Source organism: Pseudomonas sp. CGJS7, assembly GCF_036961695.1.
In genome coordinates, this window is the sequence record NZ_JBAMDI010000103.1 from 1 (window position 1) to 23426 (window position 23426).

The 23426-nt window shown below is 68.3% G+C and carries 28 protein-coding genes, 1 tRNA gene and 1 other RNA gene; 10 read left to right on the forward strand and 20 right to left on the reverse strand.

The genetic code is table 11. The features are described from left to right. On the forward strand, positions 1–1170 hold a 1170-nt coding region (locus V7787_RS39190; RefSeq protein ID WP_336092989.1), incomplete at its 5' end, for a glycosyl hydrolase family 28-related protein. Between the two features lie 38 nt (positions 1171–1208). On the opposite strand, the gene V7787_RS39195 is transcribed toward V7787_RS39190, so the two are convergent. Then, on the reverse strand, positions 1209–1946 hold the full coding sequence (locus V7787_RS39195; protein ID WP_336092990.1) for a metallophosphoesterase family protein: 738 nt from the start codon (positions 1944–1946) through the stop codon (positions 1209–1211). A gap of 265 nt (positions 1947–2211) precedes the next feature. Between V7787_RS39195 and ffs the strand changes: the two genes are divergently transcribed. Continuing rightward, positions 2212–2308, forward strand: an RNA gene (ffs, locus tag V7787_RS39200) — signal recognition particle sRNA small type. Between the two features lie 48 nt (positions 2309–2356). Here the strand turns inward: ffs and V7787_RS39205 are convergent. The 9 genes from V7787_RS39205 to V7787_RS39245 all read right to left on the reverse strand — a co-directional run bounded on the left by V7787_RS39205 (position 2357) and on the right by V7787_RS39245 (position 8440). Then, positions 2357–3367 (reverse strand): YVTN family beta-propeller repeat protein, encoded by a 1011-nt coding sequence (locus V7787_RS39205; RefSeq protein ID WP_336092992.1) that lies wholly within the window; start codon positions 3365–3367, stop codon positions 2357–2359. A gap of 118 nt (positions 3368–3485) precedes the next feature. Further along, a complete protein-coding gene (locus V7787_RS39210) occupies positions 3486–3866 on the reverse strand; it encodes a hypothetical protein (RefSeq protein ID WP_336092993.1) in 381 nt (126 codons plus the stop codon). Positions 3867–3898: 32 nt separating this feature from the next. After that, on the reverse strand, positions 3899–4330 hold the full coding sequence (locus V7787_RS39215) for a molybdenum cofactor biosynthesis protein MoaE (RefSeq protein WP_336092995.1): 432 nt from the start codon (positions 4328–4330) through the stop codon (positions 3899–3901). Positions 4331–4333: 3 nt separating this feature from the next. After that, positions 4334–4576, reverse strand: coding sequence for a MoaD/ThiS family protein (locus tag V7787_RS39220; protein WP_336092997.1), 243 nt, complete (start codon positions 4574–4576; stop codon positions 4334–4336). Next, complete coding sequence (moaC, locus tag V7787_RS39225; protein ID WP_336092999.1) at positions 4573–5115, reverse strand: cyclic pyranopterin monophosphate synthase MoaC; 543 nt, start codon at positions 5113–5115, stop codon at positions 4573–4575. The genes V7787_RS39220 and moaC overlap by 4 nt, the downstream gene beginning before the upstream one ends. Then, the gene (locus tag V7787_RS39230) at positions 5112–5795 is read right to left on the reverse strand and encodes a phytanoyl-CoA dioxygenase family protein (protein ID WP_336093001.1); all 684 of its coding nucleotides are present in this window, start codon (positions 5793–5795) and stop codon (positions 5112–5114) included. Before V7787_RS39230 ends, moaC begins: the two co-directional genes overlap by 4 nt. Before the next feature lie 61 nt (positions 5796–5856). Beyond that, positions 5857–6888, reverse strand: coding sequence for a GTP 3',8-cyclase MoaA (moaA, locus tag V7787_RS39235; RefSeq protein ID WP_336093003.1), 1032 nt, complete (start codon positions 6886–6888; stop codon positions 5857–5859). A gap of 10 nt (positions 6889–6898) precedes the next feature. After that, positions 6899–7657 (reverse strand): MBL fold metallo-hydrolase, encoded by a 759-nt coding sequence (locus tag V7787_RS39240; protein WP_336093005.1) that lies wholly within the window; start codon positions 7655–7657, stop codon positions 6899–6901. A 33-nt stretch (positions 7658–7690) separates the two neighbouring features. Next, a complete protein-coding gene (locus V7787_RS39245) occupies positions 7691–8440 on the reverse strand; it encodes a 3-deoxy-D-manno-octulosonic acid kinase (protein ID WP_336093007.1) in 750 nt (249 codons plus the stop codon). A 22-nt stretch (positions 8441–8462) separates the two neighbouring features. Between V7787_RS39245 and V7787_RS39250 the strand changes: the two genes are divergently transcribed. From V7787_RS39250 to V7787_RS39260, 3 genes are read left to right on the forward strand one after another with little or no spacing between them, the layout of a single operon-like run. Then, positions 8463–9539 (forward strand): glycosyltransferase family 9 protein, encoded by a 1077-nt coding sequence (locus V7787_RS39250; protein WP_336093008.1) that lies wholly within the window; start codon positions 8463–8465, stop codon positions 9537–9539. Between the two features lie 47 nt (positions 9540–9586). Next, positions 9587–10153, forward strand: coding sequence for an NADAR family protein (locus V7787_RS39255; protein ID WP_336093010.1), 567 nt, complete (start codon positions 9587–9589; stop codon positions 10151–10153). A 24-nt stretch (positions 10154–10177) separates the two neighbouring features. Continuing rightward, positions 10178–10759, forward strand: coding sequence for a hypothetical protein (locus V7787_RS39260; RefSeq protein ID WP_336093011.1), 582 nt, complete (start codon positions 10178–10180; stop codon positions 10757–10759). Positions 10760–10824: 65 nt separating this feature from the next. On the opposite strand, the gene V7787_RS39265 is transcribed toward V7787_RS39260, so the two are convergent. Together V7787_RS39265 and V7787_RS39270 are read right to left on the reverse strand one after the other, a co-directional pair. Next, on the reverse strand, positions 10825–11475 hold the full coding sequence (locus tag V7787_RS39265; RefSeq protein ID WP_336093012.1) for a hypothetical protein: 651 nt from the start codon (positions 11473–11475) through the stop codon (positions 10825–10827). 34 nt (positions 11476–11509) lie between these two features. Further along, positions 11510–11914 (reverse strand): DUF6165 family protein, encoded by a 405-nt coding sequence (locus tag V7787_RS39270; protein ID WP_336093013.1) that lies wholly within the window; start codon positions 11912–11914, stop codon positions 11510–11512. A 172-nt stretch (positions 11915–12086) separates the two neighbouring features. Here V7787_RS39270 and V7787_RS39275 point away from each other — a divergent pair. After that, positions 12087–12177: transfer RNA gene (locus V7787_RS39275), tRNA-Ser, on the forward strand. Positions 12178–12241: 64 nt separating this feature from the next. Here the strand turns inward: V7787_RS39275 and V7787_RS39280 are convergent. Continuing rightward, positions 12242–12460 carry a hypothetical protein gene (locus tag V7787_RS39280; protein ID WP_336093014.1) on the reverse strand — a complete coding sequence of 73 codons (219 nt, stop codon included), beginning with the start codon at positions 12458–12460 and terminating at the stop codon, positions 12242–12244. A gap of 2 nt (positions 12461–12462) precedes the next feature. Here V7787_RS39280 and V7787_RS39285 point away from each other — a divergent pair, with 2 nt between their 5' ends. Beyond that, complete coding sequence (locus V7787_RS39285) at positions 12463–13272, forward strand: PP2C family protein-serine/threonine phosphatase (protein WP_336093015.1); 810 nt, start codon at positions 12463–12465, stop codon at positions 13270–13272. Positions 13273–13491: 219 nt separating this feature from the next. Here V7787_RS39285 and dnaQ read toward each other — a convergent pair whose 3' ends face one another. From dnaQ to V7787_RS39300, 3 genes are all read right to left on the reverse strand, one after another. Next, on the reverse strand, positions 13492–14229 hold the full coding sequence (gene dnaQ, locus V7787_RS39290) for a DNA polymerase III subunit epsilon (protein ID WP_336093016.1): 738 nt from the start codon (positions 14227–14229) through the stop codon (positions 13492–13494). A 110-nt stretch (positions 14230–14339) separates the two neighbouring features. Beyond that, the gene (rnhA, locus tag V7787_RS39295; protein WP_336093017.1) at positions 14340–14804 is read right to left on the reverse strand and encodes a ribonuclease HI; all 465 of its coding nucleotides are present in this window, start codon (positions 14802–14804) and stop codon (positions 14340–14342) included. Positions 14805–14834: 30 nt separating this feature from the next. Beyond that, positions 14835–15572, reverse strand: a complete 738-nt coding sequence (locus V7787_RS39300; RefSeq protein WP_336093018.1) for a methyltransferase domain-containing protein — start codon at positions 15570–15572, stop codon at positions 14835–14837. A 149-nt stretch (positions 15573–15721) separates the two neighbouring features. Here V7787_RS39300 and gloB point away from each other — a divergent pair, with 149 nt between their 5' ends. The 3 genes from gloB (at position 15722) to V7787_RS39315 (ending at position 19267) form a co-directional block, all read left to right on the forward strand. Next, positions 15722–16507 (forward strand): hydroxyacylglutathione hydrolase, encoded by a 786-nt coding sequence (gloB, locus tag V7787_RS39305; RefSeq protein ID WP_336093019.1) that lies wholly within the window; start codon positions 15722–15724, stop codon positions 16505–16507. After that, positions 16504–17847: a lytic transglycosylase domain-containing protein gene (locus tag V7787_RS39310; protein ID WP_336093020.1), complete on the forward strand. Its 1344-nt coding sequence runs from the start codon at positions 16504–16506 to the stop codon at positions 17845–17847. The genes gloB and V7787_RS39310 overlap by 4 nt, the downstream gene beginning before the upstream one ends. 304 nt (positions 17848–18151) lie before the next feature. Further along, positions 18152–19267: an acyltransferase family protein gene (locus V7787_RS39315; protein ID WP_336093021.1), complete on the forward strand. Its 1116-nt coding sequence runs from the start codon at positions 18152–18154 to the stop codon at positions 19265–19267. A 114-nt stretch (positions 19268–19381) separates the two neighbouring features. On the opposite strand, the gene V7787_RS39320 is transcribed toward V7787_RS39315, so the two are convergent. The 4 genes from V7787_RS39320 to grxC all read right to left on the reverse strand — a co-directional run bounded on the left by V7787_RS39320 (position 19382) and on the right by grxC (position 23160). Continuing rightward, positions 19382–20725, reverse strand: a complete 1344-nt coding sequence (locus V7787_RS39320) for a Na+/H+ antiporter NhaC family protein (RefSeq protein ID WP_336093022.1) — start codon at positions 20723–20725, stop codon at positions 19382–19384. Positions 20726–21092: 367 nt separating this feature from the next. Then, entirely contained in the window at positions 21093–22106 is a 1014-nt protein-coding gene (locus V7787_RS39325) for an isocitrate dehydrogenase (protein WP_336093023.1), read from the reverse strand. Between the two features lie 362 nt (positions 22107–22468). After that, positions 22469–22879 carry a carboxymuconolactone decarboxylase family protein gene (locus tag V7787_RS39330; RefSeq protein ID WP_336093024.1) on the reverse strand — a complete coding sequence of 137 codons (411 nt, stop codon included), beginning with the start codon at positions 22877–22879 and terminating at the stop codon, positions 22469–22471. Further along, on the reverse strand, positions 22876–23160 hold the full coding sequence (gene grxC / locus V7787_RS39335) for a glutaredoxin 3 (protein ID WP_336093025.1): 285 nt from the start codon (positions 23158–23160) through the stop codon (positions 22876–22878). The genes V7787_RS39330 and grxC overlap by 4 nt, the downstream gene beginning before the upstream one ends. Between the last annotated feature and the right edge of the window lie 266 nt (positions 23161–23426).

The window sequence follows — 23426 nt, forward strand, 5'->3', positions numbered from 1 at the left end:
GGCGCGCCGCCGCCGCGCCGCGACCGCGCGTTCGCGGCGGGCGCCCTCGCCGATCCCGATCCCAACCTGGGCCGGATCAACGTCAAGGACTACGGCGCGCTCGGCAACGGCAGCGCCGACGACACCGCCGCGATCGTCAAAGCGCGCGATGCGGTGCTGGCCTCGGTCAACAGCAACGGCTGGCTGACCCATCATCTGTACTTCCCCGCCGGCGTCTACCGCGTCACCAAGGCCGATGCGCTGTTGCCCAAGGGCGACATCAAGAAGAAGGTCAACGGTTATGTGATCGAAGGCCAGGGCAAGCGCAGCTCGGAGATCGTGTTCGATGCGGTCGCCGGCGGCGGCGACGCGTTCGCCAACAATCTGTTGACCGCTCACGGGCGCCTGCGCCAGTTCCGCGTGCGCGAGATCAGTTTCCGCGCCACCCGTCCGGGCCTGAACTGGCTGTATTGCTGGGCCTCGGTTTCGCAGGGCACCAATCAGGATTTCGCCTTCGACGACGTGGAATGGCGCGGCCCGTGGAATCGGGTGATCGGGCTCGACGGGCCCAGCGATTCCAATCTCAACTCGGAGTGGTCGTTCAACCGCTGCCACCTGGCCAACGATGTGGTGATCGGCGATGCCTTCCTGCATTCGGGCATGACCCCGAGCATCAGCCAGCAGGACCAGTTCCTGAATTTCTGGTTCCGCGATTGCAAGTTCGAATACCGCAGCGGCACCTTGCTGCGCTTCGCCCGCGGCGGTTACGTCAACGTCTACGGCGGCTCGTGGATCCAATGCAACGAGGACGTGGACACGCCGTCGGTGTTCTTCGATTTGCCGCCGGGCCCGCACAACAATACGGTCAAGACCTTGCTGGTGATGGGCGTGCGCTTCGAGATCCGTCACGTCAAGAGCAAGCTGATGAGCTGCGGCTGGGACGCGGCCAACGGCAACATCACCTTCATCGCCTGCACCGACGCGGCGCGTTCGTTCCAGAGCCACATCGGCCCGCCCTCGGTGCCGGTGGTGTACCGCCCGTTCAACGGCGACATGCCGTATGTGAAGTGGCAGTCGTGCCAGCTGATGGGCAAGCATGAGTCGTATGCCAGCAAAAATCGCGATCGGTTGATGTTCGAGCAATGCCACACGCTCAACTACCCGATGGACAAGTTCCTGGTGCAGTTGTGATCGGCGGCGGCGCGACGGCTTAGCGTCGCGCCGCCCGCTCAAACCCGCCCGGTGGCCAAGGCCCGCGCCCAATCCGGGCGGCCGTTGCGCAAGGCCAGCGCGGCGGCGGCGTCCCAGTCGTAGTCCACGGCCAACAGCTCCGCCGTCCACACGCCGTCGTCGTGGCGCTCGACGATGGCGTAACGCGCATGCGGCGAATGGTTTTCGACCCGGTGCGGATGCGGATGCTCGCCGCTGTAGGCCTGCAGGCCGACGCTGCCGGGATTGACGATCAAGCGGCCGTCGTCCAGCCGCAGGCTGCGCGGCACATGGGTGTGGCCGCACAGGATCAGCCGCGCATCGGTGTCGCCCAAGCGCTCGGCCGCTTCGGCCGCGCTGGCTGCGCGGATGCCGGCGGCGTCGATGGTTTCGATGAAACACTCCAGGTCGCTGCGCGGGGTGCCGTGCACCATCAACACCTCATCGCTCAAACGCAGACTCGCCGGCAGCTTGCGCAGCCATTCGCGCTGATCCGCGCGCAAGTGGGCGACGGCGTGGCGGTCGGATTCGCTCATGCGCTCGGGCGGGTCGTTGAGCACTTGCCGCTCGTGATTGCCGGCGATGGTCGGCCAGCCCAGCGCGATCAAACGGTCGGCGGTTTCGGCGACCTGCAGCGGGCCCGACAACAGATCGCCCAGATCGACGATAAGGTCGGCGCCGCGGCGCTCGATATCGGCCCGCACCGCGTCGAGCGCGGCGAGGTTGCCATGGATGTCGGAAAGGACGGCGATGCGCATGCTCGGATGCTAAACCTCTCGCGCGGTGGGACATGTTTCGAATTGCTGTTTGGCCTGCCGCCGGCGCCCTGCCCGCGTCCGGGCTTCGCGCAGAACCCGCCGAAATCCTTGGCCGCGGCCGCCACGACGGCCCTTTCCAGGCGGCCGCGCAAGCCTGGCGCGCGCCGGGTTTGCGCCTCGGGCCGGCTTTCAGGCAGAATGCCGCCCCTCTGGAGCGATCCAGGGCGCATGCCGCTCAGGCGCGCATGCCGATCCATGGTGGCCCCGTTGGCGCCTCCGCGACGATAGGTTGAAAACCCCGCCAGGGCCGGAAGGCAGCAACGGTATCGACTGATTCGGGCGCCGGAGTCACGCTTGCGGGGCCGCCGCCTTTTTGGGCCGCGGATGTCGCCCTGCCTGCGCGGCTGCGCTCACCGCCCGTCCGGCGACAAGGCCAGCGCATCCGGCTCGCGCCCGGTCTTCCAATGCGCGACCGGCTTCCAGCTCTTGCGGTCGATCACCGCGATCTCATCGCCGCCGCTGATCGCCACGTACACCCGCGGCCGCTTGGGGTCGGCGATCACGCCGATCGGCAAGGCCGCACGGCCGAGCATGGTGTCGCGGTACTGCGCATCGACCCGGGTCAATTCGACCGTGGCCACGGATTTCTTGCGCTTGGCGTCGAACACCGACAGGGTCGCCGCACGCGCATTGCTCACCAGCGCCTGGCGGCCGTCGGCGGTGAACGCGACCCGGATCGGGAAGCCGGGGCTGGGCAAGGTGTGGCGGATCGCCAGCGTGCGCGGATCGTGCACGGTGACGCTGCCGGCTTCGCGATTGCTGACCCAGACCTCGCCGCTGCCGGGGCGCACCGCGACGCCTTCCGCGCCCGCGCCGGCGTCGACTTCATCGGTCTTGGCGTTGCGGGTCAGATCGATGCGGCTGACGGTGCCGCGGTCGACCTTGGTCACGTAGGCGGTCTTGCCGTCGGAGGCGACCGCGACCATGTGGCCCTTGCCCTCGCCCAGCGCTATTTCGGCGACGAGCTTGCCGCTGGCGATGTCCACGCGCAGCAGATGCCGCGAGGCTTCGGTGGTGGCGAGCGCTTCGCGGTCGCCGGGCAGGAAGCGCAGACCGTGCGGGCGGCCGTGCTCGCCCAACTCGATGATCCGCGGCGCCGCGCCGCCGCGCAGGTCCAGCACGCTGAGGGTGTTGCCGGGCTTTTCGCCGTTTCCGTAGTTGGCGACCAGCGCGGTGGCGCCGTCGTGGCTGACCACGATTTCGTGCGGGCCGGTGTTGGTCGGGAATTCGCCGAGTTTGCGGCCGTCTTCCAGCGACACGCGCCAGACGGTGTCGGCGGATTTGTTGCCGACCAAAATCTCGCCCGACAGCGCGGGCACCGAGGCGCAAAGCAAAACGCACAGACTGAGCGAGCGGAGCATGGGGACTTCCGTCGGATCGATGTGGGGATCGACGCTACCGCAAAGCGGGGATCGCTTCATGTGCCCTGCGGTCGGGGCGCTGACGCGCGGCGATCCCGGCTGGAGCCACAACAGCCGCCTACTTCGCCGGTAATTTCCGCACTAGCCAGAACGTCAGTCCCGACAACATGCCCAGACCGCTCCAGAGCAAACGCCCCGGCGATAGATCCAGGGCCGGATAGGTAAACGCCAGCGATACAAGCGCTCCGACCGACGCCCCTGCCAACGACGCGGTGAACGCATTGACCCAACCGAAGCGATCCAGCAACTGCACCGCCGAACCCCACACGGCCGCCGTGATCGGCAAGGTCACCAGGAACGAGAGGCAAGCCCAAGCCAGGATCGTTCCCAGATCCGGCTCGACCGTGCGATCGCCCAACACTTGAGCCACGCCCAATCCAAACGCCGGCACCAGTGCCGCGCTAAGGATCGCCATCAATTCGCTTTGACCTCGGGTCATCGCATCCCTGCCTCAGATTCCAAACCGATCCTTCATGTCGAAGCCGGCGGCTCCGGATGCAACCAATCCGCCTCGCCATCGGCATAACGCTCGCGCTTCCAGATCGGCACCCGCCCCTTGGTCTCATCGATGATGAAACGACAGGCGGCGAACGCGGCGTCGCGGTGCGCGGCGCTGACGCCGACCCACACCGCGAGTTCGCCGATGGCCAAGTCGCCGACCCGGTGCACGCAGCGCGCATCGACGATGGCGAAGCGTTGCAGTGCTTCATCGAGAATCTTCTCGCCCTCGGCCTGAGCCAGGGTGGCGTAGCTTTCGTAACGCAAACCGGCGACGGCGCGGCCGTCGTGGTGATCGCGCACCCAGCCCTCGAAACTGGCGTAAGCGCCGGCGTGGGCGCTGAGCAGTTCTTCGCGCAACGGGGCGATCTGGAACTCGGTGTCGGACAAGGCGAATCGTCGCATCGTTCAGCCTCCCGAAACCGGCGGAATGAAGGCAACTTCGCTGCCGGCGCGCGGCGCATCGGTCCAATGCGCGAACGCGCCGTCGACGGCGACCCGCAGGCGCTCGGCCGGCAGCACGAAACCGTGGCGCACGCGCAAGGCTTCGTACAGCGCGCGCAGATCGGCATCGCTGGCCTCGACCGATTCGCTGGCCACGCCGGCGGCATCGCGCAGGCTGGCGAAATACAACACGGTGAGCCGGCTCATGCGCGCGCGCCCCGCTTGGACTTCGCCGCGGCCGGCTTGGCCGGCGCCGGCGCATCGTCCAGACCGAAATCGCGTTTGCCGCCGCGCTTGCCCAGCAACTTCGCCGGCCCCAGCACGATCGCGTGCGACAAGGCCTTGCACATGTCGTAAACGGTGAGCGCCGCCACCGTCGCGCCGGTCAGCGCTTCCATTTCCACGCCGGTGCGATGGGTGGTGCGGACTTCGCATTCGATGTTCAGCGCGTTGTCGCCGTGCCAATCGATGGCGAAGCGGCAGCCGTCGATCGGCAGCGGGTGGCAGAACGGAATCAGCTCGTGGGTGCGCTTGACCGCCAGGGTGCCGGCGATGATCGCGGTGTCGATCACCGCGCCTTTCTTGCTGCGCAGCCCGCTGGCGCGCAGTTGCGCGGCGACCGGCGCGGGGAAACGCACCCGGCATTGCGCCACCGCCGCGCGCGCGGTGACCGGCTTGGCGGACACGTCGACCATGGCCGGGCGGCCGTCGCGGTCGATATGGGTCAGGGACGCTCGGGATTTCAAATCGCGGTACTCCAACGCAGTCCGTACCCGGGGTCGGCCGGGCCGAACAGAAAATGCAGGACGCGCCTGCGTCCGGACGGCGCGGCGGCCTTGGACGAGGCATGCAGCAACAACGGTCGCATGATAAGCAGATCGCCCGGCCGCGCGGTGCATTCGGTCTCGCCGTGAGCATCGCGCAAGGCTTGCGAACGCGCCGGGCTCAGCCGCCCATGGCGATGCGAAGCGGGCACCACCCGCAGCGGGCCGTCGCCTTCGCCGCAAGGGTCCAGGTGCAAACGCACCGCGAGCAGCCGCTCCAGCGTCGCCACCGGCGGTTGCACGAAATGCACGCCCTGCTTGCTCGACCAGCCGCGCAGGGCCGGGTGTTCGATTCGCTGCGCGACCGGGATCGACAAGTCCTGATGCAAGGCGACTTTCCAGTTGCCGGCGCCGCTTTTGCGGAACAGCGTGCATTGCACGGCCAGCGCATCCGCCGGCAGCCAGTGCGCGGTTTGCAGGCGCTCGCGCAAGAACGCGGCCAGGTCGCGGCACCAGGAATGTTCGAGCAGGTCGCGGGTGCCGGCGTCGGCGTCGGTTTCGGCGGCGATTTGCGGTTGGGCGAGGATCGCGGACAGGGCCTCGGCCGATACCGCGGTGGGGATCGTGGTGAAGCCGGTGGCGGCGAGAGATTCTGGCGTCATGCGTGAGAGCGGCCCTCACCCCAACCCCTCTCCCGTGAACGGGAGAGGGGCTTGAGGGCGATCATCCGCCGATCAGGAACATTTCCACGTGCCGCTTGGAACGCGGCGCGTCCATCGCACGCAGCTCGCTGTAGCGGTCGTTGCGGCGCGACCACAGTTCGCTCAGGTGCTGGGCGAAGGCGGCTTCGCCGTGGACCAGCTCCGGCCGCAGGTCGGTGCCGTCGGCGGCGAACAGACAGGTGAAGAGGCGGCCGTCGGCGGACACCCGCGAGCGATGGCAGTCGCCGCAGAACGGCGCGCTGATCGACGACACGAAACCGATCTCGCCCTGGCCGTCGGCATAGGCGTAGCGCGAGGCGACTTCGCCGCGGTAGTTGGCGTCGAGCGCGCGCAGCGGCCAGCGCGCGTGCAGGCGGTCGCGCAACTCCTGCGAGGTCACCACGCCCTGCGCGCTCCAGCCGTTGCAGTTGCCCACGTCCATGTATTCGATGAAACGCAGCACATGGCCGCTGCCGCGGAAGTGCTCGGCCAGCGGCAAGACTTGATCCTCGTTGAGGCCGCGCTGGATCACGCAGTTGATCTTCAACGATTCGAAACCGGCCGCGTGCGCGGCTTCGATCCCGGCCAGCACCTCGGCGACTTCGCCACGGCCGCCGGACAAGCGCCGGAACCGTTCCGGGTCGAGCGCGTCCAGGCTCACGGTCAAGCGGCGCAGGCCGGCCTGGCGCAATGCGCGGGCCTGGCGCGCCAGCAGCGAGCCGTTGGTGGTCAGGGCCAGATCGTCCAGGCCCTCGATCCGCGCCAGCCGCTCGATCAGCTCGGGCAGGCGCTTGCGCAGCAAGGGTTCGCCGCCGGTCAGGCGCAGCTTGCTGACGCCGATGCGGACGAAGCCGCGCACCAGCGTCTCGATCTCATCGAAACTCAGCCGCGCCGCCGCGTCCAGGCCGTAGTCGTCGGGCACCCGCTCGGCCGGCATGCAGTACGGGCAGCGGAAATTGCAGGCCTCGATCACCGACAAACGCAGGTCGCGCAACGGCCGGCCCTGCCGATCCAGCGGCAGCGGCATCGGCGATGGAGCGGGCACGGCGTTCACGCGGGGGCTCTCAAGCGGTCGGCACCTGGGGGACGTTGGGTTCGGCGAGGTCGACGACCTCGCCGGGCCTGCCGACACGATACCCCCGCGCGGCCAGGGCGTCGCCCTCCTCGGCGCTGGCGTAGTGGTAAAGCAGGCAGCGGTTCAGTAGCGCGGGCGGGTATTCGCGCTCCAGATCCTCGATCCCGCTGTGCGAGGGGTTGCCGTGCAAGGCGCAGTCGTGGGCGATCAGCTCGCCCTGGTCGGCGTATTTGGCCAGCGCTTCCGGGATCGGCCGGGTGTCGCCGGTCCAGACCGCGCTGCCGGGCAGGCGCAGGCCGAAGGAGGTGTCGGGCCAGTGGTGGCGGGTGGCGAACACCTCCAGGCGCAGGCCGCGGTGCCAGAAATGGCCGCTGACCGGGATCAGCTGGAAGGCGTCCCAGAAATTCACCCCGCCCTCGGCCAGCACATTGGGGTAGTCGGCCACCCGCTGCTGCAGCAAGGGCACGATCGGCGCCGGCACGTACAGCCGCGGTTTGCCGCGGCGGGCCTCATCGAAGTAATGCGCGACGAACAGCCGCTCGAAACCGGCGATGTGGTCCATGTGCGCGTGGGTGAGGAACAAGGCCTCGGGCATGTGCCCGTAATGGGCCAGGAACGCGGTCAGGCCCTCGCCGCCGCAGTCGACGGTGAGCCAGGGCTCGCCGTCGCGTTCCAGGGTCGCCATCGCCGAGCCCAATTCCACCGCCGACGCATTGCCGACACCGTGCAGACGCAGCTGCCAAGTCATCCCGTCCCCTTTCGAGCGCTCGTTAGTCTTCTCTTAGTAACCACGTTCCCAGGCGCGGTCATAGGCCGTGCGCAAACGGGCGAAATCGCGTTCGACCTCGGCCGGGGGGCGCGCGCCGCGCAATTTCAGCAGCGAGCGCAGCAATCGGGCCAGGTTGCGTTCGCGCCAGGCGGTGGCCGGAATCCGGATCGCGCCGCGGTCCAGGTCGATCACCCAGCCGCGTCCGGAGGTGTCGAACAGCAGATTGGTGGCGTTGAGGTCGGCATGGTCCAGGCCGGCGCGATGGCAGCGCGCGATCAGCCGGCCGGCCTCCTCCCACGGCGCGCCGTCGCCGGCGACCGCGGCGCGATCGGCCAGCGAACGCACGCCGTTCAAGCGCTCGATCAGGATCGCGGCGTAGTAATGCAGACCGTCGCGCCGGTACCACGCGGCGATCGGCGTCGGCACCGGCACGCCCTTGCGCGCCATCTCGCGGGTCAGGCGGAACTCGGCGAAGCTGCGGGTGGCGTTGGCGCCCTGCCACCAGTAGCGGTCGCGGTTGAAGCGCGCGACCAGACCGCCGCGCAAATAGCGCCGCAACACCGCCTGGCCGAACGGCGCGTCGACGAACCAGGCGCCGCCGCGGCCGCCGCTGTCGACCGGCCGCGCCTTTTCGCCCCAATGCGCGGGCGAGAACCATTCCGGCGCGGCTTGCTGGACCCGGCCGCGGTCGAACAAAATCGCACCGTAACCGCTATCGTCGCGGTACGGCGTCAGTCCCTCGGCGGCGTCATAACCGGTCATCCGCCCGAGTCTAACAAGTCACGTGACCCAATCGCCTCTCAGCGTCTCACCTTCGATCTGCCTGTTGCGCCTGTCGGCGCTGGGCGATGTCACCCACGTCGTGCCGCTGGTGCGCACCTTGCGCAAGGCGCGGCCGCAGGCCTCGATCCTGTGGCTGATCGGCAAAGGCGAGCGGCGCCTGCTGGACGGGCTGGAAGGCGTGGATTTCCTCGAATACGACAAGAAAAGCGGCCTGGCCGGGATGCGCGCGCTGGGCCGCGCCTTGCGCGACCGGGCGCTGCCCGGCGGACGCTTCGACGTGTTGCTGCAGATGCAGGTGGCCGCGCGCGCCAATCTGCTCTCGGCGTTCGTGCCGGCGCGACGCCGGGTCGGCTACGACCGCTCGCGTTCCAAGGACTTGCACGGCTTGTTCGTCAACGAACGCATCCCCGACCGCCCCGGCATCCACGTGCTCGACGCCATCGGCAGCTTCTGCGAGCCGCTCGGCCTGCGCCAGACCGAGGTGGTCTGGGATCTGCCGGTGCCCGATGAGGCGCGCGCCTGGGCGCGCGCGCAGTGGCCGCAAGACGAGGTGCCGACCCTGCTGATCTCGCCCTGCTCCAGCCACACCCTGCGCAATTGGCGCAGCGAACGCTACGCCGCCGTCGCCGACCACGCCGCCCAGCGCGGCTGGCGGGTGGTGCTGTGCGGCGGACGCAGCCAACTCGAACGCGACACCACCGACGCGATCCTGGCGGCGATGAAGCACCCGGCGCTGGACCTGGTCGGCAAGGACACGCTCAAGCAATTGCCGGCGCTGCTGGAACGCGGGCAATTGCTGATGACCCCGGACTCCGGCCCGATGCACATCGCCAACGCCATGGGCACCAAGGTGCTGGGCCTGCACGCGGCCAGCAACCCGGCGCGCAGCGGCCCCTACAGCGACCGCCGCTACTGCGCCGATCGCTACGACGACGCCGCGCGCAAGTACCTGGGCAAGTCCGCCGCTGAGATCGCCTGGGGCACCAAGATCGAACACGACGGGGTGATGGACTTGATCTCGGTCGAGGACGGCGTCGCTGCGTTCGAACGCTATGTGGCCGACCATCTCTCGAACTGACCTCGGCCGCCCCCGGGTTTCACCCGCATCTTCGCAAGGACGCATCCATGAACACCCCACCCCGCCCGCGCTCGCTGGATGAATTGAACACTGCGCTGGGCAACGGCGCGGCATTTGACTATCTGTGCTTCTGGGGCCATCGCAGCACGCCCGGCAAGATCGGCAAGAGCTGTTTCAGCCAGTGGTATCCCGCGTCGTTCGAAATCGATGGTCAGCGTTATGCGACCGCGGAACACTGGATGATGGCCGGCAAGGCGCGCCTGTTCGGCGACGACGCCATCCGCGCGAAGATCGTGGCCAGCGACGATCCCGCCCAGGTCAAGGCGCTGGGACGCAAAATCGCAGGCTTCGATGAAGCGCGGTGGCGCGCACACCGCTTCGAGATCGTTGTCGCCGGCAATCGAGCCAAGTTCGGCCAGAATCCGGCTTTGACCGAATTCCTGCTCGCGACCGGCGAACGGATACTGGTCGAAGCCAGCCCCGTCGATCCGGTATGGGGCATCGGTCTGGCCGCCGATCACCCGGATGCGACCCGGCCGCAGGGCTGGCAAGGCCTGAACCTGCTCGGCTTCGCCTTGATGGACGTGCGCGACGAGTTGCGCGCGGCGCTCTGAACCACCCAACTACAAGGAAGTGTTATGCCCCTGGCGACACTGGAACACCGCTACGGCCCCGCCCCGGCCGATCTGGCCGCACTGCTGCGGCTGCGCGAGACCGGCGACTCGAATTTCGCTGAAACCCTGGCGGATGTCGGCTATCGCTTGATCGATCCGGACGATGCGCCGACCCTGCTCGATCCGGCCAGCTACATGAGCCCTCAGGAACTGGCCGATCCGGACATCGCCGCCAATATCCGCGCCATCGACGGCGTGTGCGAGTTCGTCAGCTTTTTCGTCGAGGACGACCAGAGCAACCTGTTCGGCTATTGGCACGGCCCCGGGCACGCGGCGCTGGTCGATGCGCCGATCGTGAAGTTCGACAACGAGGGGCAGTTCTCGTTGCTGCAAGGCCGCGGGCTGGTGGAAGCGTTGATCGGCGACCGGGTGTTCGACGACGACGAAGCCTTCGCCGGTTATGCCGCCGACCTGCGGGCCTTCGGCATCGAATTCGCGGCGCGCTCGTGGGAGCAGTTGCCCGAGCCGCCGGCGTCGAGCGATCCGGCGCAGTTGCACACCGCGCTGTACGAACGTTTTCGCGCGAACCCAAGCGACGCGAACTGAGCGCGGCTCGCGCTTAGCCGAGCGCGGCGCGCCGCTCGCTCAATCCCACAGGGCGAGCCGCGGCATCAACCGCCCTCGCCCTCGATCCGCAAGCGCCGCCAGATCGACAACTGCGTGCGCTGGCGGCGACGTTCGCGATACACCGCCGCGATCAGCGCCAGCGCGATCACCAGCGCCGCCACCCCGACCCGGCCCGCGGTCCAGTCCGCGTAACCGCCGGTGAGGCCGTCGACGGCGACGAACACCAGGCAGGCCGCGGCCGCGTTGCAGGCCAGACTGCACAGCACCTTCATCCGATTGAGGGTGTGGCGCGAGGACGGATCGGCAGCCTCCAGATACTCGCGCATGCGCCGGTCGACGTCGTGGAAGACCGAGGTCGACATCTGCGCGGCGCTCGGCAACACCAAGCCCTCGCTGCGCTCCAATCGGGCCGAGAGAAATTCGATCGCCGGCGCCCAGGCGCGGCGCAAACGCGGCCAGACGATGCCCTGGGCGATGCCGTAAATCAGCCGGCCGATCGGGCTGAGCGCCAGACCCAGCGCGTACGCCCCGGCGAACCAGGTCGGCAAGGTCAGCTCCGGGGCCTGTTCGCGCAGCAAGTGCAGGCCGGCCGGATGGCGCAGCGCCAGCGCGGTCAGCAGCAGCCCGCCCGGGCACAGCCAGGCGAGCAGATCGTCGTACAGCCACGCGCCGGCGCGTGGTTTGGCTTCGGCCATCGCCCGTCCTCCCCGACGGTTGCGGCGCGGCGGCTCAGAACGCGCCGGTGCCGTAGTCCTGGTAGGACTTCTCTTCCACGTAGGTCGAGCCCAGGGCCAGGTTGATCTCTTTCTTGACCCGCGCGCGCACGTCGTTCTCGACGTAGACCGAACGCGCCAGACGGATGAACTCGGCGTCGAACTCCTGCGCCTTTTCCTTGATCCGGATGTCGTCCTCGATCACCCACAGGCGCTCGTTGACCGCCTTGAGCTCGGCGCGCAGGCGGACGATGTCGTTGCCGGCGGCCGGATGCGCCAGCCAGGTCCGCTCCAGCGCGGTCAGCTCGTTGCGCACGTTGGTCAGCTTGGCTTCGTCGGTCATGCGCTCGGACTTGATCTGCAGGATCGCGATCTTGTCGAGCAATTCGCCAAAGGACACCGGGACCTGGATTTCGGACATGGGGCGCAGCCGTGGTTTGCGAAGGGGGCAGCTAGTGTAGCCCCGCCGCGCTCGCGCCGACCCGGCCGAAGCGGGCGCTTGCGCAATCCTGGCGGCCGGACCGGCGGCGGCCGGGCCACGGCCGCTTGTGGTCGGCCGGTTCAGCCCGTATCATTCGCGGCTCACTGCACCCGGAGAGGTGGCAGAGTGGTTGAATGTACCTGACTCGAAATCAGGCGTACGTTTATAGCGTACCGGGGGTTCGAATCCCCCCCTCTCCGCCAGATACGCACAACGGGCCCCTCGCGGGCCCGTTGTGTTTTTGGCGTTCGGGCGCTCGCCGCGCGGTCAGTACGCCAGGGTCGGGAACGGGTCGTCGCCCGCGCCGGGCAAGCAGGCGCAAAACCCGAACCGGCCGGCGCACCGCCCTTCATCGGCGGTTTGGTTAGATTGAGCGAGTCTGGCTTCGGCGATACCGATACGCGCTTGGGGGAGCAAGGCATCGTCGAAGGACCGGCGCGGGCGCGCAAGCGACCTGGCGCACACGCGATCTTCATCGATGCTCATGCATGAATTCGCATGAGGATCACGTTTTCTTGCTCCACGGCCGTTCGGTCGCGATGATTCCGTTACAGCAATGGCAAACCCGACGACGCGAATGGCATGACCGGCAGATGATCGAATTCGGACACCTCACGCACGTCGGCCTGCGCCGCGAACTCAACGAAGACACCTATTACGGTGACAGCGAACTCGGCCTGTGGCTGGTCGCCGACGGCATGGGCGGACACGAATACGGCGAAGTCGCCAGCGCGCTGGCGCGCGAGACCATCGTCCGCGAGGTCCGCGGCGGGACCGCGTTGGCGCAGGCGATCCGCATCGCCGACGAAGAAATCATCCGCACCTCGCGCCGGCGCAACGACGCCTTGCCGATGGGCACCACCGTGGTCGCCGCGCGCATCAACGGCAGCCGCTTCGAAGTGGCCTGGGTCGGCGACAGCCGGGTCTATCTGTGGCGCGACGGCCACCTGGCCCAGCTCTCGCAGGACCACAGCTACGTGCAGGAGCTGATCGCCAACGGCGCGATCACCCACGAACAAGCGCGCAGCCACCCGCACCGCAACGTGGTCACCCAGGCGCTGGGCGTCACCGACCCGCGCAACCTCAACGTGGAAACCATGACCGGCGAACTGCGCCCGGGCATGCAGCTGTTGCTGTGCAGCGACGGGCTGACCGAGGAAGTCGACGACCGCAGCATCGCCCGGGTGCTGGCGCACAACGACTGCAGCGCGCAGGAATGCGTGGATTCGCTGGTCGCCGCGGCGCTGGACGGCGGCGGTTCGGACAATGTCACCGTGGTGTTGGTGCGCAGCCACTGAGGCGCGGTTGGGCCGCGGAATTCGACAAATTTATTTCTGTCTAATTTTTTCCAATCGCATCGATACGAGCGAAGTCGCTCTTGGCCGGCCCCAGGCGCATGCCGGTGACGCAATGGGTGTCGATTCGCGGTCGCGGCTTGCGCCGCTCCTACAGGTAGCTAACGGAGCTTCGGCGGCTACCTGTACACGCAACCGCGAACGCCGGCGCAACCGCCCGACTCAGGCCTCGACCGCCTGCGCAACCGGCAACGGCTCGGACAGATCCCACACGCACTTGCCGGCCTTCTTGCGCAGCTTCTCCAAGCGCGCCTGATGCGCGGCCAGCTCATCGGCCAACACGATCACCCGCGGCCGCTGCGCGTTGACGTCGACCTGATACTGGACCGCCTGCACCTGCGCACCGGCGCCGTTGGGATCGCCGAAGCCGATCTCTTCCTGGCCCGAGGTCAGGCCGATGTAGACCTCGCCCAGCAACTGGGCGTCGAGCAGCGCGCCGTGCAACTGGCGATGCGAGTTGTCCACGCCCAGGCGTTTGCACAACGCGTCCAGCGAATTGCGCTGGCCGGGGTAACGCTGGCGCGCCAGCAACAGCGAGTCTTCGATGTTGGGGACGTGATCGGCCAACTTGCCGTACTGCGCGCCGCAGATCGACAGCTCGTTGTTGAGGAAGCCGACGTCGAAGGCGGCGTTGTGGATGATCAGCTCGGCGCCGCGGATGAATTCGAGGAATTCATCGACGATCTGTTCCATCCGCGGCTCGTTGGCCAGACGCTCCAACGACAAGCCGGTGACTTCCTGCGCGCCGGCTTCGAAATCGCAGTCGGGCTTGATGTACTGGTGATAGTGGCGGCCGGTCGGGCGGCGTTCGACGAATTCCACGCAGCCGATTTCGACCACCCGGTTGCCGCGTTCCCAGCTCAGGCCGGTGGTTTCGGTATCGAGAATGATTTGACGCATGCGGCGATTGTCTCAGAAGCGCGGCGGGCGAGTAAAAGCGCCCGCCGGGCGAAGCGTGGGGCACGGGCGCGGCGGCCGGGATCGGTCGCCATTGCCGCTGGCCGGCGGATTTACGGCCGGTAAGGACGCAGCCGCTCGGCTTGCAGCCGCGCCAGCGTGTCCACCCGCTCGTTCTCCGGATTGCCCGAATGGCCCTTGACCCACTTCCATTCGATCCGATGGCGCTGGCTGGCCGCGTGCAGGCGCTCCCACAGATCGCGGTTCTTGACCGGATCGCCGCCGGCGGTTTTCCAGCCGCGCCGGGCCCAGTTGCCGATCCACTCGGTGATGCCCTTGCGCACGTACTGCGAGTCGGTGGTCAGCACCACCTGGCAGGGTTCGCTGAGCGCTTCCAGGCCCATGATCGCGCCCATCAGCTCCATCCGGTTGTTGGTGGTGTCGGCTTCGCCGCCGGACAGTTCGCGCTCGTGGCCTTTGTAGCGCAGCAGCGCGGCCCAGCCGCCGGGGCCCGGATTGCCGAGGCAGGCGCCGTCGGTGTGGATGTCTACGGTCTTGTCTTCGCCTTGAGGGGTCACGCAACGGCTACTCGCTGGAACGGCCGCGCATTATCGCTGCTTCTCTTCGTCCTGAGCGGGACCGCTGCGCGCGGCGCTGGCGCCGCGGTGGGCGGCGGCGTCGCGCGGCACCAGCCCGGTCTGCCAGCGCAGTTGCAACAGGCGGGTGGGCGGAATCGCCGCGTGCACGCGCTTGGTCAGGCTCAGGGCGAGACCGGCGCGGACCACATCGGCCGCGCCGACTCCGGCTTCGCCGTGCGCCATCCGCCAACGCGGGCCCAGCCATTGCAGGCTGACCGGATCGGAGGCGAACCCGGACGCGCGCAGCATCGCCTGCCAATGGCCGGCGTCGCGGGCGTGCAGGCCGCTGCGGGCCCAACGCAGGCGGTACGGGCTCCACGGGTTCAGCGTGGCCAGCCACAGGCGGCCGCCCGGGGCCAGAATGCGCGCGCATTCGCTCAGCAGCGGCCGCGGATCGGCGCCGTCGTCGAACACGTGCTGCAGCAGCACCGCGCCGAAGGCCTCGCTGGCCAGCGGCAGCGGCAGGCGGCAGCGCAGCGGGCCGTCGAAGCCATCGCGGCTGCGGCGCAGCGCCACCCCGCGCCCGTCCGGCGGCGAGGCCGCGGCGACCCCGAACCAAGCCCACGGCAGGGTCGGGCTGACCGCCAACACCCGCGCCATCGCCGCCGCCTCCACGTCCAGCAGACCGTGACCGGCGACCTCGCCGAACCAGCGCAGGGCCTGGCTGGAATCGTGATCGGGTTGACGTCCGTGGGACAGGGCGGGCATGGTCGCGTCTCGGTAGAGCCCGGAATCGGGGATCGGGACAAGTTAGAGCATAGTCCTGCCGCGGCCGGATCCAATCCACGACCCGCTGCGAGCAACCAGCCTACTGCCAAGCGAGCGCGCTCGCCGGGCGACAGCCAGGAGTCCAGACAATGCGGTTGCTCGCCCTGCCCGCCCTCAGCGACAACTACATCTGGGCCTTGTCGGGCGACGACGAAGCCGCGCTGATCGTCGATCCGGGCGACGCCGCGCCGGTGCTGGCCGCGGCCGCGCACGGGCTGCGCCCGGTCGGGATCCTGCTGACCCACCACCACGACGACCATATCGGCGCGGTCCCGGCGCTGCGCGAGCGCTGGCCGAACATCCCGGTGTTCGCGCCGCAGGACGGCCGCATCGTCAGCGCCACCGCCCAGGTCGGCGACGGGGTCAAGATCCACGTCGACGGCTGGACCTTCGAGGTCCTGGCCGTCCCCGGCCACACCCGCAGCCACATCGCCTATTACCTGGAGCGCGGCGGACGGGCCAGCGAACGGATCGTGTTCACCGGCGACACCTTGTTCAGCCTGGGCTGTGGCCGCCTGTTCGAAGGTACGCCCGCCCAGATGCTGGCCTCGCTGACCCGCCTGGCCGCCCTGCCCGAGGACACCCGGGTCTGCTGCGGGCACGAGTACACCCTGGCCAACGCCGCCTTCGCCGGCGTGGTCGAACCCGACAACCCGGCGCTGCGGCGCCGCACCGAACAGGCCCAGGCCATGCGCGATGCCGGACGCCCCACCCTGCCCAGCTCGATCGCCGAAGAGCGCCAGACCAACCCGTTCCTGCGTACCCGCCAGCCCGGGGTGATCCGCGCCGTGGCCCACCGCCTGGGCCGCGAGGCCGCCGATGAGGTCGAAACCTTCGCCGAACTGCGGCGCTGGAAGGACGGATTCCGCGCGTGAGGCGGCCGCACGCCCCGCGCAGCGCCGCCCGCCGTCCGCTGCTGGCCGCTCTGGCCGCCGCGCTGTGCCTGAGCGTCGCGGTGCCCGTGTCCGCCGCCGAGCAGGCGACGCTGGCCGCGCCGCCGGCCGCCGACGCATCCAACGACAGCGGCCCGACCCGCAACGGCCGCGAGATCTACCAGCGCTTCCGCGACGGCCTGGCCGACAAGACCTGCGAGCCCGGGGTCAGCGCCCGCTGGCGCCAGCATTTCGCCACCGCGCCCAAGCGCCTGGCCAGTCAGGACGACGACCTGCTGCCGCTGTTCGGCTATGTGGTCGACGCGCTGCGCGAAGCCAGCTTGCCGACCGAATACGCGCTGATCCCGTTCGTCGAAAGCGGCTACCGCCCCGGCGCGCGCAGCGCCAGCGGTCCGGCCGGGCTGTGGCAGATGATCGCGATCACCGCGCGCAATCACCGCGTGCCGATGCGCGAGGGCTACGACGGCCGGATGTCGCCGGTGGAATCCACCGCCGCCGCGGTGCGTTATCTGAAGACCTTGCACGGCATGTTCGGCGGCGACTGGCGGCTGGCGGTGATGGCCTACAACGCCGGCGAATACCGGGTGTTCAACGCGATCAAACGCGCCGGCGTCGACATCGCCGACGCCCGCCACGATCAACTCACCGGCCTGTCCGACATCACCACCGCCTACGTGCGCAAGCTGCACGCGTTGTCGTGCCTGATGGAACAAGCCGACGACCGCGCCGAATGGCTGGCCGCGCTGGACCGGCCGGTGCCGCGGCTGGTCGCGGTCAGCGTGCCGGCGGAAATCGACAGCATCGGCGAATGGGCCGCGCGCACCGACCAGGATTCCGCCCGCCTGCTGCGTTTGAACCCGGCCTTCGGCAACGGCCGCATCGGCCGCAACGGCGGCCAGCGCGCGCCGCTGTTGGCGGTGGCCGCCGAAGCGATCGGCGCGCCCGGGCCGAGCGCGGCCGATGTCGCGCTGGCCAGCGGCGAGTTGCCGGCCAACCCGGAATCGGCGCGCGAGGATAAAGCGTCGACGAAAACGCTGGCCCAAGCCGATGCGCAAACCGGCAAGAGCGATGGCCAAGGCGAGCCGCTGGCTGCGTCCAAATCGGCCGGCGGCCGCGCCGACGCGAAGAACTCGAAATCGGCCAAAGCCGCCGCCGCACCGCGCCGCCACACCGTCGGCCGCGGCGAGAACGCCTGGACCATCGCCAAGCGCTACGGCATCGGCGCCGCTGAGTTGCTCAAGCGCAATGGCTTGAATGCCAACAGCGTGCTCAAGCCGGGGCAGGCCTTGTCGATCGACGCACCGAGCAAAGCGCGCAAGTAAGCCCCCGCGCGGCTCACCCACGCACGCCTCGACACCGCGGCGTGCGCCTGCCGCAACAACCACTCACTCGACGCGCTCGAAGATCGAAGCGGCGATTGGAGCGCATGCGCTCGCGAGTTCGCCGAAGAGCGCGCGCATCGAACTGTGACGTCATCGCGGAACTCGATGCCGCCAATCGATACCGACTTTGTCCGTTTGCGTTTGGAAGTGTAACCACTCGTGTTTGCCGATCTTGCCTGCCCTAGAATCCGCCAGCTCTAAAAATCCCAGCGCTGGCAGGTACTTACACAATTTAGGCGAGTAAATGGCACAAAAAAATACATTCAATGGCAGTGTTTCGACAGGGCCTGCCAAGCCGCTGTTTTCATCGATCCAGATGCTGCGCGCGGTCGCCGCGATGTTGGTGGTGCTGTTGCATTTCTCGCAGATGGAACAACACGCCGGCCAGGGCAATGCGTTGCTGCCGGAATTTTTCCGTTACGCCTTCGGCGGCGTGGATCTGTTCTTCGTCATTTCCGGTTTCGTCATGGTCACCGTCGCGCGCGGGCGCTACCAATCGCCCGCCGAGGCGCGCCGCTTCGCCTTGCGCCGCGCCTGGCGCATATTTCCGATCTACTGGATCTACACCTGCGTCCTGATCGCCGCGATCATGGTCAGCCGCGGCATTCCCAGCGCCACCCACGACGCCAACGAAATCGTCATGTCGTTCCTGCTACTGCCGCAGGCCAAGGGGCCGATGCTCGCGGTCGGCTGGACCCTGATCCACGAACTGTATTTCTATCTGGTCGGCGCGCTCGCCATCGCCTTCGTCCCGGAGCGCAGGGTCCCCGCCTTCCTGCTCGGCTGGGGCGCGTTGACGACGGCGATCTATCTGCTCGCGCCGGTCCAAACATCGCCTTGGCTGACGGTGGTGGCCAGTCCGTTGACCTGGGAATTCATCGCCGGCGCGATGATCGGTTTGTACGTCCATCGCTTCCCGAAAGCGCTCGCGCCGGGCTGCGCGGCGCTCGGCGCGGTCGCACTGCTGGCCAGTTTCGCGATCACCCGCCACATCGGCGAACTCGCCGGCGCCGGTGCGCTCAGAGCGCTGTTGTACGGGCCTGCCAGCGCCTTGATCGTGCTGGGAATGGCGGCCTGGGAACGGCATGCCGGCGGCTTACGGATACCCAAGTTCCTGACCGCGCTCGGCGACGCTTCTTACTCGCTGTATCTGTCGCACTCGCTGATCATCTTCGGGGTCAGCCGCTATTGGCGCGGCGGGGTGACGCCGTGGATGCACGAGCTGTCGCTGATCGCCGCGATAAGCGCCTGCATCGTCTTCAGCCTGATCTCCTACCGCTGGCTGGAAAAACCGATGCTGGCGTTCGGCGAAACCTATTTGTTCCGCCGCTCGCGGATCGGCGCGGCGCAACCGGCCTGATCCAAACGCGCTTGCGATTCTCGGCAGGTACTAAAAAGCCCGGCGGCGCCGGGCTTTTTTTCGCGGTTTCAGCAGGGTCGCATTCCGCGCCTTCGGCGCGTATCCCTCAAGGGACTACGCGGCAGCCTCGACCGACTTGGCCTTCCGCGAAGGCCACAACATCGCCACGATCGTCACCCCGCCCAGCAACCAGCTGTAGTGCACGTTGCCGACCAGAGCCAACGGCGAGACCTTGCTCAACGACGCCGCCAACAGAATCTGCGCACCGTAGGGCAGCACGCCCTGGGTCACGCAAGCGAAGATATCGAGCACGCTGGCCGCGCGCGCCGGCGGCACGCCGTGCTGCTGGGCGACATCGCGGGCCAGGCCGCCGCTGATCAGAATCGCCACGGTGTTGTTGGCGGTGAACACATCGGTGGTCGCCGACAACGCGGCGATGCTGATCTCGCCCGCGCGCCGGCTGCGATGGCCGCGAGCGAACTTGCCGATCACCTGCGCCAGCCAGGCCAATCCGCCGGCCGCTTTCATCAGCGCGCCCAGGCCACCGACCAGCAGCGACAGCAAGGTGATCTCGACCATGCTCTCGAAGCCGTCCCAGATATGGCTGGTGTACGCGGCGAAGCCGAAGTCCTCGGCGAAGAACACCCCGAACAGGCCTGCGACCACCAGGCCGAGGCTGAGCACGATGATCACGTCGACGCCGGCGATGGCCAGGCCGAGCACGATCAGATACGGCAGGATCAGCCACGGCGACACCGGATCGGGCGTCTGCACCGGCGCGGTTTCGCCGAGGAAGCCCAGCAGCACCAGGGTGGCCAGCGCGGCCGGCACCGCCAGCTTGAGGTTCTCGCGGAACTTCTCCCGCATCGTGCAGCCCTGGGTGCGGCTGGCGACGATGGCGGTGTCGGAGATCACCGACAGGTTGTCGCCGAAGGTGGCGCCGCCGATCACCGCGCCGAGCACCAGCGCGCGATCCAGGCCGGAGGCATCGGACACGCCCAGCGCGATCGGCGCGACCGCGGCGATGGTGCCCATCGAGGTGCCCAGCGACATCGAGATGAACCCGGCGACCACGAACAACGCCGGCAGCAACAGCGCCGGATGCACGTTGCCGACGCCGAGCGAGACGATCGCATCGACCGCGCCGATCGCCTTGGACACTTCGACGAAACCGCCGGCGAGCAGGAAGATCAGGCACATCAGCACGACGTTGTGGTCGCCCATGCCGTTGAGCAGCGTCTCCAGCGGCTTGATCCCGCGCCGCCAGGCGATGAACGCGGCCAGCGCCAGCGCCGGCAGGATCGCCACCGGCGCGTGCAGTTGATAGAAGCCCATCGCGTCGCCGTGCGCGGTGAAGTACAGCCCGGCGCCGAAGAACAGCGCCAGGAACAGCAGCAGCGGCGTCAGCGCGAGCCCGCTGGGGGACAGCGGCGCGCCGGGGCGGGAGGGTTGATTCATCGCTTCATCCGAATGGATTCGAAAACTGGGCGATTTTGCAGTGCAGCATCACGGTTGTCGAGTGCTGGGGGTGGAATGCTGTGTGGGCATGGATGCTAGCTCGGGGTGGGGTGGGTTTCCTCGGGGCTGGAGCAAATCCCCCCCTAGCCCCCCCCTTTTTCAAAGGGGGGAACGGCAGCGGTAAGGGCGCAACGGCTGGAACGAACGGCGGCGCGAACCGGCGCCCCCTTTGAAAAAGGGGGCTGGCGCCTACGCCAGCGCGCTTCAGACAAACCCAACTGCGCCGGGGGATTTGCTTTGCCGCTCGCCCGAAAACAAACAGGGCGCCCGAAGGCGCCCCGTCGTGTCTTCAGCGATGGCCGCAACCTCAAGCCGCAGCGCGGCTCGCGATCGCCTTGGCGAACGACATCGTATTGCCCTCGCCGCCCAGGTCCGGGGTCAGCGAATCCTTGGCTTCCAGCGTGGCGACGATCGCCTCGCGCAGCTTGGTCGCCTTCTCCGGCTGGCCGATATGGTCGAGCATCTGCGCCGCGCCCAACAGCAGCGCGCACGGATTGGCGATGCCCTTGCCGGCGATGTCCGGCGCCGAGCCGTGCACGGCTTCGAAGATCGCCGCGTCGGTGCCGATGTTGGCGCCCGGGGCCAGGCCCAGGCCGCCGACCAGACCGGCGCACAGGTCGGAGATGATGTCGCCGAACAGGTTGGTGGTGACGATGATGTCGAACTGCTCCGGACGCATCACCAACTGCATGCAGGTGTTGTCGACGATCATCTCGTTGCACTGGATGTCCGGATACTGCTGCGCCACTTCGCGCGCGGTCTTCAGGAACAGGCCCGAGGTCGACTTGAGGATGTTGGCCTTGTGCACCACGGTGACCTTCTTGCGGCCGGTCTTGCGGGCCAGATCGAAGGCGTAGCGGACGATGCGCTCGGAGCCGCGGCGGGTGATCTTCTGGGTCAGCAGCGCGGTCTCGCCGTCTTCCGACAGCGACTGGCCTTCGCCGATGTAGGCGCCTTCGGTGTTCTCGCGCACCGTGATCAGGTCCACGCCGGTCGGGAAGCGCGACTTGGTGTTCGGGAACGACTTGGCCGGACGCACGTTGGCGTACAGGTCGAAGCGCTTGCGCAGTTCGACGTTGATCGAGCTGAAGCCCTCGCCGACCGGCGTGGTCAGCGGGCTCTTGAGCGCGATGCGGGTCTTGCGGATCGAATCCAGGGTCGCGGCCGGCAGCAACTCGCCGTGCTTTTCCATCGCCACCAGGCCGGCGTCGGCGAACTCGTAGCTCAGGCCGACGTTCATCGCGTCGAGCACGTGCAGGGTGGCGTCCATGATCTCGGGGCCGATGCCGTCGCCACGGATGACCGTAATGGTTTGCGTCATGAGGGAATTCTTCCAGCGTTGGGGCGCGCGCACCGCGGGCGCAGCGCGCAAAAGTGTGAGCGTTAGCCCCGTAATTATGCCGGAAGCGGCTGCGGCCTGCATTCGCGGCCGTATTGGGACCGGGCCTGGCAGTCAGGAATCGGGGCGATCGGCCCGATTCGGACAAGCCTCGGCGCTGCCGCAACCGCCCCCTGCAGGAGCGGCGCGAGCCGCGACAACGCCAATGACGCCATGACGCAAGCCGGCTCGCCTGCGTCTTTTCCAATCGCGAGACCCGTGTTGCCCGGGCACGCAAGGGTTTCGTCGTGGGTGCGGTGTCGCGGTCGCGGCTCGCGCCGCTCCTACAGGGGGCCCTGGGGCGGTCAGCCGTGGTCGTGGGCGGCGGGCGCCGCCGATTCGCCCTGTTCGAGCTTGTCGAGGAAATCCACCGCCCGGCGCAGGTGCGGGATCACGATCGAGCCGCCGACCACCAGACCCACCGAGAACGCTTCGAACATCTCGTCGCGGTTGACCCCGGCCTGCTTGCACTGGGCGACGTGGTAGCTGATGCAGTCGTCGCAGCGCAGCACCATCGAGGCGACCAGGCCCAGTAGCTCCTTGGTCTTCAGGTCCAGCGCGCCGGGCTGGTAGGTCTGGGTGTCGAGGGCGAAGAAACGCCGCACGACCTGGTTCGGTTCGGCCAGGATGCGCTCGTTCATGCGCTTGCGGAACGCGGTGAACTCGGCGACGCGGTCGCTTTCGCCCTGGCCGGCGCTGTCGTCGGCGCCGCTCATGCCGCGCCCGCCGCCAGCAACGGCTCCAGGCCGCCGGCGCGGTGCAGCGCCATCATGTCGTCGTAGCCGCCGACGTGAGTCTCGCCGATGAAGATCTGCGGCACGCTGGTGCGGCGGGTCTTGGCGATCATCTTCTCGCGCTCGGCCGGGTCCAGATCGATCCGCACCTCGCTCCAGGTCTGGCCCTTGCTCTTGAGGAAATTCTTGGCGGCGACGCAATACGGGCAGATCGCGGTGGTATAGATCACGATCGGCGGCGTCTGGGGGGCGGTGTCGCTCAAAACGGTTCTCCTGCCGGAAACTTCGGGATGGGGTCGCGGTCGAATATGGGCGCGCTGGCGGACAGTTTAAAGCGCGCCGGTGGAACGCAGTCCGTTGCGCGGCAGTACGCCCGCGTCGGGTCGCGGTATCGGGGTACGCAGCGATGGCCGGGTTAACGGCAGGTTCACGCCGCCGATCGCCGCCGGCGGCATCCTGCCACCGCTATGCTGGAAGCCGCCGCAGCCGTTGCCGTATCCGGGCGGCAACCTTCGACCGGCGCGGCGAC

Coding starts and splice junctions, on each gene's coding strand:
- V7787_RS39195 (WP_336092990.1), bottom strand. CDS start 1,946: ATGCGCATCGCCGTCCTTTCCGACATCCATGGCAACCTCGCCGCGCTC.
- V7787_RS39205 (WP_336092992.1), bottom strand. CDS start 3,367: ATGCTCCGCTCGCTCAGTCTGTGCGTTTTGCTTTGCGCCTCGGTGCCC.
- V7787_RS39210 (WP_336092993.1), bottom strand. CDS start 3,866: ATGACCCGAGGTCAAAGCGAATTGATGGCGATCCTTAGCGCGGCACTG.
- V7787_RS39215 (WP_336092995.1), bottom strand. CDS start 4,330: ATGCGACGATTCGCCTTGTCCGACACCGAGTTCCAGATCGCCCCGTTG.
- V7787_RS39220 (WP_336092997.1), bottom strand. CDS start 4,576: ATGAGCCGGCTCACCGTGTTGTATTTCGCCAGCCTGCGCGATGCCGCC.
- V7787_RS39230 (WP_336093001.1), bottom strand. CDS start 5,795: ATGACGCCAGAATCTCTCGCCGCCACCGGCTTCACCACGATCCCCACC.
- V7787_RS39240 (WP_336093005.1), bottom strand. CDS start 7,657: ATGACTTGGCAGCTGCGTCTGCACGGTGTCGGCAATGCGTCGGCGGTG.
- V7787_RS39245 (WP_336093007.1), bottom strand. CDS start 8,440: ATGACCGGTTATGACGCCGCCGAGGGACTGACGCCGTACCGCGACGAT.
- V7787_RS39255 (WP_336093010.1), top strand. CDS start 9,587: ATGAACACCCCACCCCGCCCGCGCTCGCTGGATGAATTGAACACTGCG.
- V7787_RS39260 (WP_336093011.1), top strand. CDS start 10,178: ATGCCCCTGGCGACACTGGAACACCGCTACGGCCCCGCCCCGGCCGAT.
- V7787_RS39265 (WP_336093012.1), bottom strand. CDS start 11,475: ATGGCCGAAGCCAAACCACGCGCCGGCGCGTGGCTGTACGACGATCTG.
- V7787_RS39270 (WP_336093013.1), bottom strand. CDS start 11,914: ATGTCCGAAATCCAGGTCCCGGTGTCCTTTGGCGAATTGCTCGACAAG.
- V7787_RS39280 (WP_336093014.1), bottom strand. CDS start 12,460: ATGAGCATCGATGAAGATCGCGTGTGCGCCAGGTCGCTTGCGCGCCCG.
- V7787_RS39285 (WP_336093015.1), top strand. CDS start 12,463: ATGAATTCGCATGAGGATCACGTTTTCTTGCTCCACGGCCGTTCGGTC.
- dnaQ (WP_336093016.1), bottom strand. CDS start 14,229: ATGCGTCAAATCATTCTCGATACCGAAACCACCGGCCTGAGCTGGGAA.
- V7787_RS39300 (WP_336093018.1), bottom strand. CDS start 15,572: ATGCCCGCCCTGTCCCACGGACGTCAACCCGATCACGATTCCAGCCAG.
- gloB (WP_336093019.1), top strand. CDS start 15,722: ATGCGGTTGCTCGCCCTGCCCGCCCTCAGCGACAACTACATCTGGGCC.
- V7787_RS39315 (WP_336093021.1), top strand. CDS start 18,152: ATGGCACAAAAAAATACATTCAATGGCAGTGTTTCGACAGGGCCTGCC.
- V7787_RS39320 (WP_336093022.1), bottom strand. CDS start 20,725: ATGAATCAACCCTCCCGCCCCGGCGCGCCGCTGTCCCCCAGCGGGCTC.
- V7787_RS39325 (WP_336093023.1), bottom strand. CDS start 22,106: ATGACGCAAACCATTACGGTCATCCGTGGCGACGGCATCGGCCCCGAG.
- V7787_RS39330 (WP_336093024.1), bottom strand. CDS start 22,879: ATGAGCGGCGCCGACGACAGCGCCGGCCAGGGCGAAAGCGACCGCGTC.